20 protein-coding genes are annotated in these 15940 nt (G+C 35.0%); 7 read left to right on the top strand and 13 right to left on the bottom strand.

The genetic code is table 11. The annotated features are described in order from the left end of the window. Positions 1-7: 7 nt before the first annotated feature. The 5 genes from C6990_RS02825 to C6990_RS02805 all read left to right on the top strand — a co-directional run bounded on the left by C6990_RS02825 (position 8) and on the right by C6990_RS02805 (position 4544). Positions 8-292 (top strand): SemiSWEET family sugar transporter, encoded by a 285-nt coding sequence (locus tag C6990_RS02825; protein WP_182128232.1) that lies wholly within the window; start codon positions 8-10, stop codon positions 290-292. Between the two features lie 44 nt (positions 293-336). Beyond that, the gene (tpiA, locus tag C6990_RS02820; RefSeq protein ID WP_182128231.1) at positions 337-993 is read left to right on the top strand and encodes a triose-phosphate isomerase; all 657 of its coding nucleotides are present in this window, start codon (positions 337-339) and stop codon (positions 991-993) included. 27 nt (positions 994-1020) lie between these two features. After that, the gene (gene ppdK, locus C6990_RS02815) at positions 1021-3708 is read left to right on the top strand and encodes a pyruvate, phosphate dikinase (RefSeq protein ID WP_182128230.1); all 2688 of its coding nucleotides are present in this window, start codon (positions 1021-1023) and stop codon (positions 3706-3708) included. Between the two features lie 30 nt (positions 3709-3738). Then, positions 3739-3915, top strand: coding sequence for a DUF1059 domain-containing protein (locus tag C6990_RS02810; RefSeq protein ID WP_182128229.1), 177 nt, complete (start codon positions 3739-3741; stop codon positions 3913-3915). A 71-nt stretch (positions 3916-3986) separates the two neighbouring features. After that, entirely contained in the window at positions 3987-4544 is a 558-nt protein-coding gene (locus tag C6990_RS02805) for a CBS domain-containing protein (RefSeq protein ID WP_182128228.1), read from the top strand. 69 nt (positions 4545-4613) lie between these two features. Here C6990_RS02805 and mce read toward each other — a convergent pair whose 3' ends face one another. Genes mce through C6990_RS02775 form a run of 6 tightly spaced genes read right to left on the bottom strand, consistent with a single transcriptional unit; the run spans position 4614 to position 10694 of the window. After that, a complete protein-coding gene (mce, locus tag C6990_RS02800) occupies positions 4614-5012 on the bottom strand; it encodes a methylmalonyl-CoA epimerase (protein ID WP_182128227.1) in 399 nt (132 codons plus the stop codon). Then, positions 5013-6614: an acyl-CoA mutase large subunit family protein gene (locus tag C6990_RS02795; RefSeq protein ID WP_182128226.1), complete on the bottom strand. Its 1602-nt coding sequence runs from the start codon at positions 6612-6614 to the stop codon at positions 5013-5015. Between the two features lie 5 nt (positions 6615-6619). Beyond that, positions 6620-7537: a methylmalonyl Co-A mutase-associated GTPase MeaB gene (gene meaB / locus C6990_RS02790; protein WP_182128225.1), complete on the bottom strand. Its 918-nt coding sequence runs from the start codon at positions 7535-7537 to the stop codon at positions 6620-6622. Between the two features lie 44 nt (positions 7538-7581). After that, the gene (locus C6990_RS02785) at positions 7582-7989 is read right to left on the bottom strand and encodes a hypothetical protein (protein ID WP_182128224.1); all 408 of its coding nucleotides are present in this window, start codon (positions 7987-7989) and stop codon (positions 7582-7584) included. Further along, positions 7982-10483 carry a M1 family metallopeptidase gene (locus C6990_RS02780; RefSeq protein WP_182128223.1) on the bottom strand — a complete coding sequence of 834 codons (2502 nt, stop codon included), beginning with the start codon at positions 10481-10483 and terminating at the stop codon, positions 7982-7984. The genes C6990_RS02785 and C6990_RS02780 overlap by 8 nt, the downstream gene beginning before the upstream one ends. Before the next feature lie 49 nt (positions 10484-10532). After that, the gene (locus tag C6990_RS02775; protein ID WP_182129122.1) at positions 10533-10694 is read right to left on the bottom strand and encodes a hypothetical protein; all 162 of its coding nucleotides are present in this window, start codon (positions 10692-10694) and stop codon (positions 10533-10535) included. 156 nt (positions 10695-10850) lie between these two features. Here C6990_RS02775 and C6990_RS02770 point away from each other — a divergent pair, with 156 nt between their 5' ends. After that, complete coding sequence (locus tag C6990_RS02770; protein WP_182128222.1) at positions 10851-11435, top strand: hypothetical protein; 585 nt, start codon at positions 10851-10853, stop codon at positions 11433-11435. A 13-nt stretch (positions 11436-11448) separates the two neighbouring features. Here C6990_RS02770 and C6990_RS02765 read toward each other — a convergent pair whose 3' ends face one another. The 5 genes from C6990_RS02765 to C6990_RS02745 all read right to left on the bottom strand — a co-directional run bounded on the left by C6990_RS02765 (position 11449) and on the right by C6990_RS02745 (position 13686). Continuing rightward, complete coding sequence (locus tag C6990_RS02765; RefSeq protein ID WP_182128221.1) at positions 11449-11778, bottom strand: helix-turn-helix domain-containing protein; 330 nt, start codon at positions 11776-11778, stop codon at positions 11449-11451. Positions 11779-11857: 79 nt separating this feature from the next. Then, the gene (locus C6990_RS02760) at positions 11858-12778 is read right to left on the bottom strand and encodes a transcription initiation factor IIB (RefSeq protein WP_182128220.1); all 921 of its coding nucleotides are present in this window, start codon (positions 12776-12778) and stop codon (positions 11858-11860) included. A gap of 11 nt (positions 12779-12789) precedes the next feature. Further along, a complete protein-coding gene (locus C6990_RS02755) occupies positions 12790-13074 on the bottom strand; it encodes an AlbA family DNA/RNA-binding protein (protein ID WP_182128219.1) in 285 nt (94 codons plus the stop codon). Between the two features lie 142 nt (positions 13075-13216). Then, positions 13217-13327: a CxxC-x17-CxxC domain-containing protein gene (locus tag C6990_RS02750; protein ID WP_255465231.1), complete on the bottom strand. Its 111-nt coding sequence runs from the start codon at positions 13325-13327 to the stop codon at positions 13217-13219. A 95-nt stretch (positions 13328-13422) separates the two neighbouring features. Beyond that, complete coding sequence (locus C6990_RS02745; RefSeq protein ID WP_048116023.1) at positions 13423-13686, bottom strand: hypothetical protein; 264 nt, start codon at positions 13684-13686, stop codon at positions 13423-13425. A 129-nt stretch (positions 13687-13815) separates the two neighbouring features. Here C6990_RS02745 and C6990_RS02740 point away from each other — a divergent pair, with 129 nt between their 5' ends. Next, entirely contained in the window at positions 13816-14238 is a 423-nt protein-coding gene (locus tag C6990_RS02740) for a cobalamin B12-binding domain-containing protein (RefSeq protein WP_182128217.1), read from the top strand. A 10-nt stretch (positions 14239-14248) separates the two neighbouring features. Here C6990_RS02740 and ilvC read toward each other — a convergent pair whose 3' ends face one another. Together ilvC and C6990_RS02730 are read right to left on the bottom strand one after the other, a co-directional pair. Further along, positions 14249-15271 carry a ketol-acid reductoisomerase gene (gene ilvC, locus C6990_RS02735; protein WP_255465230.1) on the bottom strand — a complete coding sequence of 341 codons (1023 nt, stop codon included), beginning with the start codon at positions 15269-15271 and terminating at the stop codon, positions 14249-14251. Positions 15272-15404: 133 nt separating this feature from the next. Next, positions 15405-15935, bottom strand: a complete 531-nt coding sequence (locus C6990_RS02730) for a nicotinamide-nucleotide adenylyltransferase (protein WP_182128215.1) — start codon at positions 15933-15935, stop codon at positions 15405-15407. Positions 15936-15940 lie beyond the last annotated feature (5 nt).

Here is a 15940-nt window from a genome sequence, read left to right as displayed (position 1 = left end):
ATAGACAATGGAAGTAGACGGAACGCTTCTGACATTATTAGGAATTACTGCAGGAGTTTTAATTTTAATGGGATGGGTGGAGCAAATCTACAAAGGATACAAGACCAAACGACTCAAAGACATTTCAAAATTTCTAATGATTTTCATTGCAGCTGGTTCAATTTTATGGCTAGTATATGGCATAATAATATCAGATGTATTCATTATTGGAACTAACATGTCAGGATTGATTCTGATGATTATTGTATTAGGAATGAAAAAAAGATACGACATTAGAGCAAATTCAAATTAAACATAATGAAGGATTAAATACGATACAAAAAATTTCAAAGAAAGATGTTTGTAATAAATTGTAAAAATTATGAAGAGATTTCAGGTGACAAAATAATCAAATTTGTCAAAACTGCTGAAAAGATATCAAAAAAATATAAAGTAAAGATTGCAATTTCTCCACCTCAGCATTTGGTTGGAGTAGTTGCAAATAGTTCGATTCCAATTTTTTCCCAGCATGTTGATGATTCAAAAGTTGGTAGTACTACGGGGTTTATCATCCCAGAGTTGTTAAAGAAATCCAAAGTCAAAGGTTCTTTAATTAATCACAGTGAGCATAGAATTTCAAGAAAAGAGATTGAAAGACTAGTATTAAAATTAAGAGAATTAAAAATGATTTCAATTCTTTGCGTAAAAGATCTTGCAGAAGTAAAAAAATATGTTAAATTAAATCCAGATTATATTGCAATAGAGCCTCCAGAATTGATTGGATCAGGTAAAGCAGTATCTAAAGAACAACCAGAATTGATTTCAAAAGCAGCTAGTATAATAAATAATTCAAAAAACAAAACAAAACTTCTTTGTGGTGCAGGTATTGTATCGGGTGAAGATGTAGCAAAGGCAATAGAATTAGGATCAAAAGGCATCTTAGTTGCCAGTGGAATTATCAAGGCAAAAGATTGGAATAAAATAATTTCTGAATTTGCCAAGGCATTAGTTTAAAAAGCCAAAAAATTTACGCAATTTTGCATGGTAAAAACAAAGCCAGTATATGCATTTGAAGAGGCAGATAGTAAAAATAGAATGCTTCTAGGTGGAAAAGGAGCAGGGCTCAGCGAGATGACCCGTCTAAAGCTTCCAGTACCTCCAGGATTTACGATCACAACTGAAGTTTGTAACAAGTATTACGATAACAATAGAAAACTTCCCAAAGATGTCATGCCTGCAGTAATGAAAAATATTGCAAAAATGGAAAAAAAGACAGGTAAAAAATGGAATTCCACTAAAAATCCATTACTAGTTTCAGTTCGTTCCGGTGCTGCAATATCAATGCCAGGAATGATGGATACGATTTTGAATTTAGGGCTAAATGAGAAAACAGTAGAAGGTTTTGCAGAGCAAACAAAAAATCCACGTTTTTCATGGGATTCGTATAGGAGATTTATTCAATTATTTGGCAAGGTAGTATTTGGAGTATGTGATACAAAGTTTGATCATGTACTAGACTCTGTAAAAGAAAAACAAGGAGTCACAGATGACAGTAAACTAAGTGTAGAGTCATTAAAAAATATTGTATCAGAATACAAAAAAATCTGTGAAGAGCATACAAAAAGAAAATTCCCAGACACCCCAGATGAGCAATTAGTGTTATCCATTGAGGCTGTTTTTAAAAGTTGGATGGGAGAAAGGGCAATAGTTTATCGTGAAAAAAATAACATTACAAAAGATATTGCAAATGGGACTGCAGTAAATGTCGTTGCGATGGTGTTTGGAAACATGGGAGATGATAGTGCAACAGGAGTGGTATTTACAAGAAACGGGAATAACGGTAAAAAAGAGTTAGAAGGAGAATATCTAATCAATGCTCAAGGCGAAGACGTTGTTGCAGGAGTAAGGACAGGGAAAAACATTGAATTTCTAAAAAAAGACATGCCAAAATCACATAGGGAGTTAAGCAAGGCATGTGCAAAATTAGAAAAACATTTCAGAGAACCGCAAGATATTGAATTTACTATCGAGCAAGGAAAGTTCTACTTGTTGCAAACAAGAACTGCAAAGATGAGTGCAAGTGCACTTGTAAAAACATCAGTAGACATGGTAAAAGAAAAACTAATTGGTAAAAACAGGGCACTTGCAAGAATTCCTGCTCAGCAATTAGAAGCATTACTTCACAGAACTATGGATGAATCAAAAATTAAAAATTATAAACAATTAGCCAAAGGAATTGCAGCATCACCAGGAGCTGCAAGCGGAATTGTAGTATTTGATGTAAAAAAAGCAATAGAATTAGGAGATACAGGAAATAAAGTTATTCTAGTAAGAAAAGAAACAAAGCCCGAAGATGTTCCAGCATTCTTTTCATCAGAAGGTATTTTGACTAGTTTGGGAGGAAAGTCATCCCATGCAGCAATTGTATCAAGAGGAATGGGAAAGCCATGCATTGTAGGATGCCCAGAATTAAAAATCAATTACGATAACAACACATGTACTGCAAACGGAATAACTATCAAAGAAAAAGATACAATCACCATTGACGGAAGTGCAGGAACTGTCTTTATCGGTGAAGTCCCAACAGTAGAGCCTAAAATGACAAAAGACTTTGAGCAAATCTTAGATTGGGCACAAAAAACCAAAACACTCGGAATTAGAGCAAATGCAGATACTCCAGAAGGAGCGAAACTTGCAAGAGAATTTGGAGGCCAAGGAATCGGATTATGCAGAACAGAAAGAATGTTCAATGGCAGTGACAGAATTAATTTATTTGTAGAAATGATTATGGCAGAAAATATTGAGGAGCGAAACAAAATTTTAAGCAAATTAGGCCAACTACAAAAAAGTGATTTTATTGAAATTTTACAAGCAATGGAAGGGTATGAGGTAACTATCAGATTACTAGATCCTCCACTTCATGAATTCTTACCCAATCCAGAAGAATTGTCAGAAAGAATTCAGAAACTCAAAACAAGTGGAGATGCAGAAGGGGTAAGAAAAACAGAAATTATTTTAAAAAGAGCAAGAGAGCTTGCAGAAATCAATCCAATGATGGGACATAGGGGTGTCAGAGTAGGTATTACATATCCCGAAATTTATGAGATGCAAATTCGTGCAGTATTTGATGCACTAGTTGAGCTAACAAAGAGAAAAGTAAAGGCCCACCCACAAATAATGATCCCACAAATAAGCAGCATTGCAGAATTAAACCACATAAAGAAAATCTATGACAGAATCAAAAAAGAGACAGAGACAAAACACAAGATGAAATTAAAGATCAACTTTGGTACCATGATCGAGGTTGTAAGAGCAGCACTTACTGCAAATGAACTTGCAACAACTGCGGAATTCTTTAGTTTTGGAACCAACGATTTGACACAAGGTACATTTAGCTTTAGCAGGGAAGACGTAGAAGGGAAATTCCTTCCAGAATATATGGAAAAAGAACTTCTTGAGAGAAATCCATTCCAATCAATTGATGTTAACGGCGTAGGAAGTTTGATCAAAATAGGCGTAACTGCAGGACGTGAATTGCGACCAAACATGGAGATTGGAATATGTGGAGAACATGGAGGAGATCCAAACTCCATTAAATTCTGTCACAGTATTGGTCTGAGTTATGTTAGTGCATCACCGCATAGAATTCCTATTGCCATTATTGCAGCAGCACAAGCTGCAATTGAGCAACCAAAAAAAGCAAAGAAAAAGAAAAAGTCCAAGAAATAATAAATAATTCCAAATCAAAGTATTTTCATAATGACAAAAAGTATTAGATGTTCAGATGCAGGAAAAGATTGTAGTTGGTCCACTACTGCACAAACAGAAGAAGAACTCATGGGAAAAGTAACTCAACATGTGATAGAAAAACACAAAGAAATTGAACTAAACGCCGAAACAATTTCCAGCATAAAATCACTCATCAAAGAAGTTTAACCTCATACAGGCAGCAAAATCATTTCATCAAACTATAGATTTTAAAACTAACTAGGATAATTCAAAATGAATTGTTACCACGTATTGATTCTATAAAGCAAATAAGGCAAAAGATAGGCATTACACAGAAAAAATTAGCCACAATGACAGGAGTTAGTACTTCGATGATTAATCAAATTGAATCAGGAAGAAGTCAGCCAAGCTATGAAACTGCAAAGAGAATTTTTGACAGTCTTGCAAAACTAGAAGGGGAATCATCATCTCATACAGCAGGTGATTTTTGCAGTAAAGATATTGTAAAACTAAAACCCACCAACACTCTACATGATGCAATCAAAAAAATGCATCAGTTATCAATTAGTCAGATTCCTGTTTTTAGTAACTCAGAAGTTGTGGGAGTTGTGTCAGAAGATGGAATAGTAAAACATCTAGCAGATGTAGGAGAGTCAGAGCTAAAAAAGGCAAAGCTTGCAGACACAATGGATCCTGTTCCACCAATTGTGGACTTTGACACTCCAGCAAATGTACTTGTTCCATTAATTAGATATTCAAAATGTATTCTTGTTACAAAAAAATCAAAAATTGTTGGGATCATTACAGCTTCTGATACTTTGAAAATGATGGAGTAAGTATGAATAATTTTAAAAAATAAATTCCTAATTTTGATTAATCATTTTCCATTTTTTAGGAATAAAATATTACTCTTTGGGATGAGAGCAAAGTTCTGCAAGAACACCATGAAGGGATTTTGGATGAATGAAAGTAACCTTAGTTCCTGCAGAGCCAGGTCTAATTTTTCCTAAGAATTGAATTCCACATCCTTCCATTCTTTGCACTTCACCTTCAATGTTGTCAGTTTCTAATGCCATGTGATGTAATCCTGGTCCTTTTTTGTCAAGAAATTTTTTGATGGGACTAGAATCATTAGTTGGCTGCATTAATTCAACACGACCATTTTCTAAATGAATAATTGCAACTTTAACACCTTCAGTTTCTACCGTTTCAAATTCTACACTATCTACCCCTAAGGCTTGTTGATACACTTTGGCAGATTCTTCTACATCATTTACAGCAATCGCAATATGATCAATTTTCATCTAAAAGACCTCTTTTGGACGATATTCACCAAATACCTCTCGGAATGTATTACTGATTTCACCAGTTGTTGCAAATGCCTTGGCAGCAGTAATTATGTAAGGCATTAGATTTTCGTCAGTGTCAGCAGCACTTTTCATTGCAGAGAGTGCTTTTTCCCATTTGTTTTTGTCTCTAGAGTCACGTAACTTTTTGAGTGCCTTTTTCTGTTGAATTTCGACATCACCGCCAATACGTAGCAAGTCAGGTTGCTCTTCTTCTTCGGCATATTTGTTCATTCCAACAATAATTCGTTCACCGTCATCGATTTCTTTCTTTAGACGATATGCATTAGCTCGGATTTCAGATTGGAAAAAGCCTTTCTCAATTGCCTTAACAGACCCACCCATCTTTTGGATTTTTTTAAGATATTTCCATACGCCGTCTTCAATTTGATCACATAATTCTTCAAGATAGTATGAACCTGCAAGAGGATCAGCAGTTTTTGTAATTCCACTTTCATGTGCAACAATTTGTTGTGTTCGAAGTGCAATTTTTGCAGACTCTTGAGTTGGAAGAGCAAGGGCCTCATCTCTAGAATTAGTGTGAAGTGATTGAGTACCACCTGCAACAGCTGCCATTGTTTGAATTGCAACTCGAATGATGTTATTGTCAGGTTGCTGCGCAGTTAGGGATTCTCCACTAGTTTGAGTATGGAATTTTAGCTGTAGTGAACGAGGGTTTTTTGCATGAAACATTTCTTTTAAAATTTTGGCATAAACTTTTCTTGCCACCCTAAACTTTGCTACTTCCTCAAAGAATTCAATAGTGCAACAAAAGAAGAATGAAAGACGTGGGGCAAAGTCATCGATTTTCAAACCTGCATCCAAACAAGTTTGAATGTATGCGATTGCATTTGCCAATGTGAATGCAACCTCTTGTGTTGCAGTACAGCCAGCTTCTCTCATATGATATCCAGAGATTGAAACGGGATACCACGATGGAACTTTTTCTGCACAGTATCCAATCATGTCACCAATTAATCGCATCGAGGGTTGAGGAGGATAGATGTATGTATTTCTTGCAATATACTCTTTTAAAATATCATTCTGAGTTGTTCCACGTAGTTCATGGCTTTTGAATCCCTGTGCTTCTCCAACTGCAATGTAATATGCCAATAGTGTTGAGGCTGTGGAATTGATTGTCATTGAAGAACTGACTTTACCTAAAGGAATACCATCAAATGCAGTCATCATATCTTTAATGGATGTTATTGATACGCCAACTTTTCCCACTTCACCCTCTGCTTGGGGAGAATCAGAATCATAGCCAATCTGAGTTGGCAAGTCAAAGGCCATACTAAGCCCGGTTTGGCCTTTTTCAAGCATGAATTTGAATCGCTCGTTTGTAAGTTTTGCATCACCAAATCCAGAATACTGTCGCATTGTCCAAAATCTTTCACGAAACATTCCTGGATGAATGCCTCTAGTGAAGGGATATTTTCCGGCATCCTCTACAGGTCTTTTTTTGTTTGATTTTTGGTAAATACGTTTTACAGGAAAAGACGAATCAGTGAAAATTTTCTTTTCAGGACTTTTTGATTTTGTTGATTTTTTTGTAGCCATTTTTATCACTTTAGCAAAGATTTTGTAATTTTATCTCCTGCATCAAATGGATCTATTGTTTTAGTCTGTAATTTTTTGAGGTAATTTGAGAATGATTTATCAGAATCTAACATATGATCCATCTTTTCTTTGATGTTATTTAAAACAATATCTTTTAGTTCTGCTTCAAGTCGTTTTTGGTCTTTTTCCTTCTTGACTTTCTTTTTAGATATCATCAGTTCTTTGAGAGTTTTTGCAAATAGTGTAATTCCAGAATTCTTTTTTACAGATGTCTTAAGGATAGTAGGATTTCTAACTGAATCTCCAATAAAGTCTCTAACTGCATCAAATAGTTGATTTGTTCCAGCAAGATCACTTTTGTTAACAAGATAAACATCACCAATTTCAGTCAACCCAGCTTTGATAGTTTGAATGCTATCACCAGTATTGGGATTAAAAACAACAACGGTAATATCTGCAATATTAGAAATCTCAACTTCTGTTTGACCAGCCCCAACACTTTCAATTATTATTGGATTGAATCCTGCAAATTCTAAAATTCGAATACTATTACGTAATGAACGAGACACTGCACCTGTTGCCCCACGAGAAGCGATACTTCTGATGTATGTTCCAGAATCTGTGGATTCAGTCATCCTAACTCTATCGCCAAGTATGGCACCGCCAGTGACATGACTAGTAGGATCAATTGCAAGAACAGCGGGTTTTGTGCCTAATTTTTTCATCTCTACTGCTGTTTTGTTAATCAGTGAGCTTTTTCCAGCACCAGCAGGCCCAGTGATTCCAATAATGATGGATTTACCAGTATCTTTGAAAATTTTCTTTATTATTTTTTTAGCTTCTTTTTGATCATTTTCCATAATTGTTATGGCTTTGGCAATGGCACCTCGTTTTCCTTTCTTCAAATCTGCCAACAGGTCCATCACACAAATAGAATTCAGAGGTGCAATAAAATCTTGTATCTGATCTAAGGTTTGGAATAGATTACAGGAGGTGTAGGATCACCAAGTGTATGAATCTCAGTTTTTAATTGTACATGTCCAAATTCCTTATGGTCAATTTCCAAAACTACAGGATGTATTTCCCAGCCATATTTTGGTACATCTTGAAATGGCACAATTTCAATAAATTGTGATTCAGAGAAAGTTTTTTGAAAGGATTCATCCATTCCAAGTATTTCCATTACAACCGTAGTTGTCTTATCGGATTTATCAAGGAATGAAATTTCCACGTGTCCAGTATCATAGTATACTGCATCTACTTGAAAAGTTTGACGCAGTTCATCTTTATCATCAGTTGCTCCCCCTGTGAGAAAAACTAATGCCAAAATAGTGAAAACTCCAAGAAATATTGGAGGGCCAAGTTTTTTAGCCATCTTTGAATTCTTTTCTCATTCGTCTTAGGAGTTTTGAGTTGATTCTAATTCTTTCCAGTGTTTGTGTTTGTGTTCTTTCAGTTCCAGGAGTAGGATTTTTTTTGAAGAATGTTTTAATTTCTTTTTCCATCGAGTCATCAGCTACTGAAGAGATGCTTGCTACAATTCTATTAAACAAAGGATTTCCATGTCCAACTTTTTTGTTTAATTTTTTCCAATTTTTCTTCAACCATGGCCATAAAACCTGATCACCGTATGGATTAGCTGCTACTTTCATGATAGGTAATTGCATGTTTTGTGAACGAACATGTGGAGTTTGAGAAAAGTCAAGTGATTTTAGTAATAGTTTTTTGTCTTTGAAACTACACATGGCACCTAGAAATCGAAGTTTTTCTTCCATGGTTTTTGCATTCTTGTATAGTTTGGTCAATTCCGCATGAGTTTTTAAATTTCCATTCCATGCAGCAATAGAGCAAATAGGCTCGACCAAATCGGGTGTGATCGAACTCGGAGATTTTAAGAATTTTTTGTATCTTCTAATTGCCTCTTCTGTTACCTCATCATCATTCATTTTTCCCAATGCCGAAATTACAAAAGAGCGTAAAAGGGCATCAGTGTGCTTGTCTGATTTTTTTGGCTCCCATCCTAAATTAAATAAAATTTTTCTAAAATAATTTATGGCATAATTTCTAATCTCTTCGACAAACTTTTCATCAAATGCTCTAAAGTATAACGATGCCAGATTGTGTGCAACATTAACTGATGCAAGATAACTATCTTCATCAAAATAAGCATCAGAAAAGTCAAGATAATTTCGAATTTGTTCATTTCCAGAAACACAAAGTGAGAATAAATCATTTTGAATAGCCCATCTATCAATTGCAGGGATTCGTTTTTCATCTACCAGCATTTTCAAATCAAGAAGAATTCCTTCATCATATTTTACACGATAGAATCCTTTTCTTCCATAGTTTGCAACAAAGCCTATTGTGTTTTTAGGGAGTTTCATTGACAAGGATTTTTTTGTAAATAGTTTTTTGGAAATTTCGCCATCCAATCCCAAAGATAGTGGGATGGACCACAAGCCCTTGCTGAATTTTTTATCTGGTTCTAGCAAATACCTCTTCTGTTTTAGCTTGAGTGTGTTTCCATCTTGATTTACTTCAACTAATGGAAATCCAGGTTGTTTTAGCCACGTATGGACCATAGAGGAAACAGGCATGCCAGATGCCTTTCCAATGGCATTCCACAAATCTTGTCCTTCAGCATTTTTGTATTTGAAATTTGACAAATATTTTTTTAGGCCCTTTTGGAAATTTGGCTCTCCAACATAATTCTCAAGCATTCTCAAAATACATCCGCCTTTATCATAAGAAATCGCATCAAAGATTTCTCGAATTTCAGCAGGTGAATTTACCTTAACATCAATTGGGTGTGTTGTTTTAAGGGAATCAAGGCCCATTGCAACATTCATCGCATCCTCAATGAATTGATTCCACAAATCCCATTCTGGATAAAATTTGTCTACAAACTTTGTAGCCATAAATGTTGCAAAGCTTTCATTTAGCCACAAATCATTCCACCATTTCATAGTAACTAAATTTCCAAACCACTGATGGGCAATTTCATGGGAGATTACTTCGGCAATGAATTGTTTGGTTCTAGTTGATGATGTTTTAGTATCATAAAGTAGAATTGTTTCTCTAAATGTAATTGCACCCCAGTTCTCCATTGCACCTGCTGCAAAATCAGGAACTGCGATTAAATCAAGTTTGGGAAGAGGATATTTTATTCCAAAATATTTTTCATAGGATGTCAAAAGTTTTTTTCCTAGTTCCAAGGAAAACTTTCCTTTTGATTTATTTCCCTTTGTTGTAACTACTCGGATCTGAATCTTTCCAACTTTTCCTGTTAGATACTCAAACTCACCAACACCAAGATAAATCAAATATGTTGAAACAACAGGGGTCTTTCCAAAATTGTAAATTGTTTTGGCACCAATTTTTTTCTTTGATTTAATTGGCATATTAGATATTGCTGAGAATTTATTGTCAGCAATTATTGAGATTTCAAATGTAGCCTTTGCTTCAGGTTTATCCCAACATGGAAATGCACGTCTGGCATCTGCTGCCTCAAACTGGGTCGTTGCAAGATATTTTGTTTTACCGTTTTGCTGGTATTGACTTCGATAAAATCCAAGTAGTCTGTCATTTAATATGCCTTGGAATTCAATAGAGATGATAACTTTGCCCTTGATTTTTTCAGATAATTTAATTTGTAATTCTTCTTTTTTTGAATCTAGTATTGGGGTTGATTTAACAATATTTCCTCCCGATTTCACATTACAGGATAGTATTTTTAATTCAGCACAATCCATAGAGATTGTATTTGTGGATTTTTTACAATCAGCGGTAATAATTTCAGTACCAGAAAATGTGAATTTTTTAAGATCCGGCTCAAAAGTTAATTCATAATTAATCGGAATGATGTCCACGACTGAGGTACTTTGTTTAGGCTTTAAGTAGATTTTCCATTTTCAGGGATCATGTCCAAGGATCTGATCTTTCATCCCAAGAAATTGCATTAAAGCTATTGTCAGATATAGAAATACTATCACTAAGACCTGACAATAAACACTCATCTGAGCAATGAGTCAATTCTGAAATTTTCATGTATTTTCCACAGTTTTTACAATATTTTCCCATTTCTCATCTCACCAGATTATCACTCAGCATAGTTTTAAGAAATAAGGGTATAAAATAATCCACAATTATCATTTCTGAGAACAAATATCATTTATGATAATGCTATCTCAAAAATGGATCCAACTTATATTCTCATTTTACTTTGGATTTTGTTAGTTGGATTCAAAAACAAAGTCACAGCAACATCCACCAAAAAAAGAAAAAACACGAAGTGTAACTTATCGCTTACCAGTGAAATTAATTGAGGAGATTGAAGCTGAAGCAAGCAATCACAACATCTCACATAATGTAATGGCAAGACAAATTTTAGAAAAATATGTCCAATGGGATAGGTACACAGAAAAAATGGGAATCATTCCAATACCAAAGAAAATTTTAGATATTTTTGGGGCAGAAATGAGTTCAGAAGATATTAATGAGATTATCAACGTAATAAAGCCCGTAATTAAAGACACAGTATTATTTATCAAAGGAGGGTATGATTTGAAAAGATGTATTGAGATATTAGAAGACTATATGCGAGCATCAGGAATGAAGTCAGATCACAGAATAGAAGGAAACATACACCATTTTGTAATTCAGCATGAGCTTGGAAGTAATTGGTCAATATTCACAGAACAACTATTACAAGAGATATTTCATGAATTCTTACCAGATACAAAAATGAAATCACAGACAACAGAATCCACTGTTGTAGCATCTATTGCACTGGGCAATGATTTTAGTGAACACGATTATTAAAAATTAAAGAAGATTAGTTTGTGTTGAAAACTACATCAACAGTAATCTTTCCATCACAGAATCGTGTATTGACTTCTTTAATTTTACTCTTATACAAAAAGAGTCTTTTTCCTTCTTCAGTGATTACCCCCGAAGTACGAACCATGTGTGAGTCATGAAGTTGTTGTATTCTCCTATATACGGTGCTCAGAGGAATATTTTTTTCTCGGGATATTTCAATTGCAGATTTTGAAGAATTCATTACGGATTCCAATATCAATCTACAATACTTGTCAGATAAGATTTCAAGAAAAACTTCTTTTCTTTCTGGCTCTTCGATTTTTAATTGATTTAGAATTTGCATGTTATTACTAGGTGATTTTGAGTTATAATGAGTGAGAAGGCAATAAAGTGCACTGCAAGACAAATGCAGAATTATGAAATTAGATATCTAATTTGTTACTTTGATCTGCTTTGAGCCCTTTGTATCGATTTCTAATGGTAACTTCAGTTACACCTGCTGCTTCTGCTAGATCTCGTTGAGTGATAGATACTCCATTGTGAACGCATGAGAGGTATAATGCAGTAGCTGCCAATCCCATAGGATCTTTTCCTGCAGATTCTTTGCGTTCTTGTGCCTCTTTTAGAACTTTAACGGCATAACGTTTAGTCTTCTCAGAAATATCTAATTTACTTGAAATTCTTGCAATACATTGGATGGAATCCACAACAGGCATTTTTAATTCCAATTCATGGTGCAGTAATCTATAACATCTTGCAATATCTTTTCGCTTTACATTTGCAGCATCTGCAATATCTTTTAGAGTTCGAGGTGTTTCTGTATCTCTGCATGCAGCATAAAGGGATGCTGCAATCATTGCTGTAATAGAGCGTCCACGAACAAGTTTTTTCTCCAATGCTTTTCTGTAAATGTATGATGCTTTTTCAAGAACATTTGCAGGAATTGCAATCTTGTCTTTTAATTTATTCAAATCACCTAGTGCTTGTCGTAGATTTCTATCAACAGGTTCATGAACTTGGCTTCTGCTATCCCAGGTCCTTAGTCTCTCAATTGTACTTTTCATTGATGTAGTAAGTGGTTTTCCTGATGCATCCTTGTTTAATGGATTAATTACAGTAGATAATCCCATGTCATGAATCATCAATGATGATGGAGCTCCTGTTCTTGCAGGATCTGTCCCACCTTCTTTTGAAAATGATCTCCACTCTGGTCCTGAATCTTGAGAGGTTTCAGAAATTACAAACCCGCATTTACCACAGAATCTTTCTCCTGTAACATCATCTGTAAGCAAAGAATTTTTTCCACAACGTAAACAAAGAGAGTTTTGATTTGTAGTTACCATCTAAACTAACCTTATTCTTGTGCTCTTTTTAGAGAAATCTCAATTGAGGAAACATCTCGATTTCTTCCATCTTGAGAAACTAATGATTCAGAACCGATTTTAACATCGCCAATTACAAATGCGGGCTTTGTTTTCTGCAGCACTATTTGAGCAACATCTACTGCATGAGCAATTGTCATTCCTCTGGCTTTAATTGTGATTAAAGGCATTGTAGCTAGTTGGATAATTGCAGATGTGACATAAGTCATCAATGGTTTTTTTCCGATGAAAATTGTATCTTTAGAATTGTTTGACATATTGCAATCGTATTAACGTATAATTTAAACTGAGTATATGTGGCTAGTCGCAAAATATCTAAAACAAAAAAAGAAAAAGACTTTTGACATACTTGGAAATAATTTAGTTCAAAATTAATTAAACAAAACTAGTCTAAATTCATCAATTACGATGTTTTGGTAAACATTCTCGGCAATAGACTGGTCTTCCCTCTTTTGGCTCAAAAGGAACTTCAGATTCTTTGCCGCAGTCAGAACATGTACATTTGTACATTTTTCTATCTTCGGACATAGTTAGCTTGACTTTCTCAACTATAAGAACGGTAGGTATTTTTAGAAAAAATCGTAAACCATTAAGATTAGTAGAATTTATGCTATTACAGAAATTTCAGGACTGGACATTCCTCCATAGCCAGGATCAATTTTTTGTTTAGGATTTAGTGAAGTGTCATGGTGACATGCCTTGTTGCAAACAGGACAGAATTTTCTATCAAGTACAATACATTGGCAAATATGATTTTTTACATATGCTTGAGCTGCATTATTCCACTCTCCTGTACCATTACAATACACACACGTATTTGGACCAGAGGAGCCAACTCCTTTACAAAAATCACATACGTCTTCTGTCATACCTGCTTTTACCAATACAATCTAATTTTTGAATCAATATATTTGAAGAGATTAAAGTATTACACCTAAAAAAATAGATTGACGAAAATCAAATAAACCCTTTAAAACCAAGAAAATATAGAAATTATTATGAAGCAAAAAACTGCATCACGAAGCATCAAAATATTAGTTGCCAAGTTAGGCCTTGACGGTCACGATAGAGGAGCTCTAGTGTTATGTAGAGCATTCAGAGATGCGGGAATGGAGGTAATCTATTCAGGATTATTTGCAACACCAGAAAGAATTGCACAGATTGCCGAAGATGAGGATGTGGATGCTGTTGCAATGAGTTTGCTTAACGGTGCACATGGGACGCTTTTCCCAAGAGTAGTAAAGGCATTAAAAAAGAAAGGAATCAATGACGTCCTAATAGTTGGCGGAGGAGTAATTCCAGACATTGATCACAAAGATTTGATAAAGTCAGGAGTCGATCATGTATTTGGTCCTGGAACACCATTGCCAACAATAATTGATCACATTACAACAGGCGTTTCAAAATTAAGAAAAATATAAGAAAAAAAGATTATTCTGTGGAATCAGGCCACATCATTTTACGCATTTCTTTACCAACTTTTTCAATTTGGTGTTCGTCATATTCTTTCATGTATTTGTCAAATGCATCTTTGCCGTTTTTCTGATATTCAGAAATCCACTCACTGTTGAATGTACCATCTTGAATCATGGTAAGAACTTTTTTCATGTTTTCTTTATTTGCAGAATCCATTACCATTGGGCCACGTGTTAGACCACCATATCTTGCAGTTTCACTTACACGTCTCCACATACCATTAATTCCATATCTCTGAATCATATCTACGATGAGTTTTAGTTCATGTAAAACCTCAAAGTATGCAATCTCAGGCTGATATCCTGCTTCAACAAGAGTCTCAAATGCATTTGTCACCATAGAAGCTGCACCACCACAAAGGTCTGCTTGTTCACCAAACCAATCAGTCTCTACCTCCTCTTTGAAAGCAGTTTTGATCAAGCCGGCTCTTGCACTTCCAATTGCTTTTGCAATTCCTAATGTTCTATCCCAAGCTTTTCCTGTAAAATCTTGTTCAACTGCAACAATTGCAGGAGTTCCAAAATTATCAAGGTATGTTTCTCTAACTTTTGAGCCAGGTCCTTTTGGAGCAACCATGATCAGGTCAACATTACTTGGAGCTTCAATCCATTTCCAATAGATAGCAGCTGCATGAGAAAATGACAATGCTTTTCCTTCAGAAAGATTTGGTCCGATTTCATCCTTGTATACTTGTCCTTGAATCATATCTGGAATCAAAATGTGTATAATGTCTCCTTGTTTTGTTGCATCTGCAACTGACATTACTTTGTGACCGTCAGATTCTGCCTTTTTCCAGCTGTTACCGCCTTCTTTAAGACCAATTATTACATTCAGACCAGAGTCTTTCATGTTGTTTGCCTGTGCATCACCTTGGATTCCATAACCGATTACAGCGACTGTTTGATCCTTTATAGGATCAAGGCTGATTTCATTATCCTTCCATGTTTTTGCCATGAATTTTTCAAGAATGCTGCAAATATTAACTATGAAATTTAGATTTCAATTATTTTTTCACATGAACGACATTTTACTGTGACTTTTTCTCCATGTAGCCGGACAAATCTCTTTGAGCCACATTTTGGACAAATTGGGCAGGCTCTAATAGGCTCCATCAGTATTTTGTAGGATTGGTATCAGATTTAGAAATTACGGAAAGTCTGTTTTTTGCATTAATTTTTGTCAGCAAATCATAAACGGCATTTGGAATAAAGTCTTTCCAGTTTTCATCAGAGATAATCATTGAGCGAATTCTTGTTGCATTGAATTGAGTTCTATCCAAAAATTTTGGCGTTACCACCTCAATATCAGAATCAGCAAGCAACATTGAAACATAGTCATTCCCACTATACACTTTATCAAAATTAGGTAATGCGGATTTTAGATATGATGCCCAAGTGGCCACATTGAATTGATTCTCAATTGAGACAACAAAGCACCTAGTCAAATCCAAAGAAGATTCCTTTAGAGAATTATGAATCATCGCCATTCTTTCACCTGCTGTAAAGGGATCTTTTTCTAAATAATTAAACTGAGCACTAGTAACTGCAATTATAACCTCATCACATTCATCGAGAATTTGTTTTGTCAAATCTAAATGCCCTAAATGAAAAGGTTGAAACCTCCCCATCATCAATCCACGCATGTTGG

It is taken from the genome of Nitrosopumilus sp. b3, from assembly GCF_014078525.1.
GTDB lineage: Archaea > Thermoproteota > Nitrososphaeria > Nitrososphaerales > Nitrosopumilaceae > Nitrosopumilus.
This window is presented reverse-complemented; position numbering and strand designations above follow the sequence as displayed.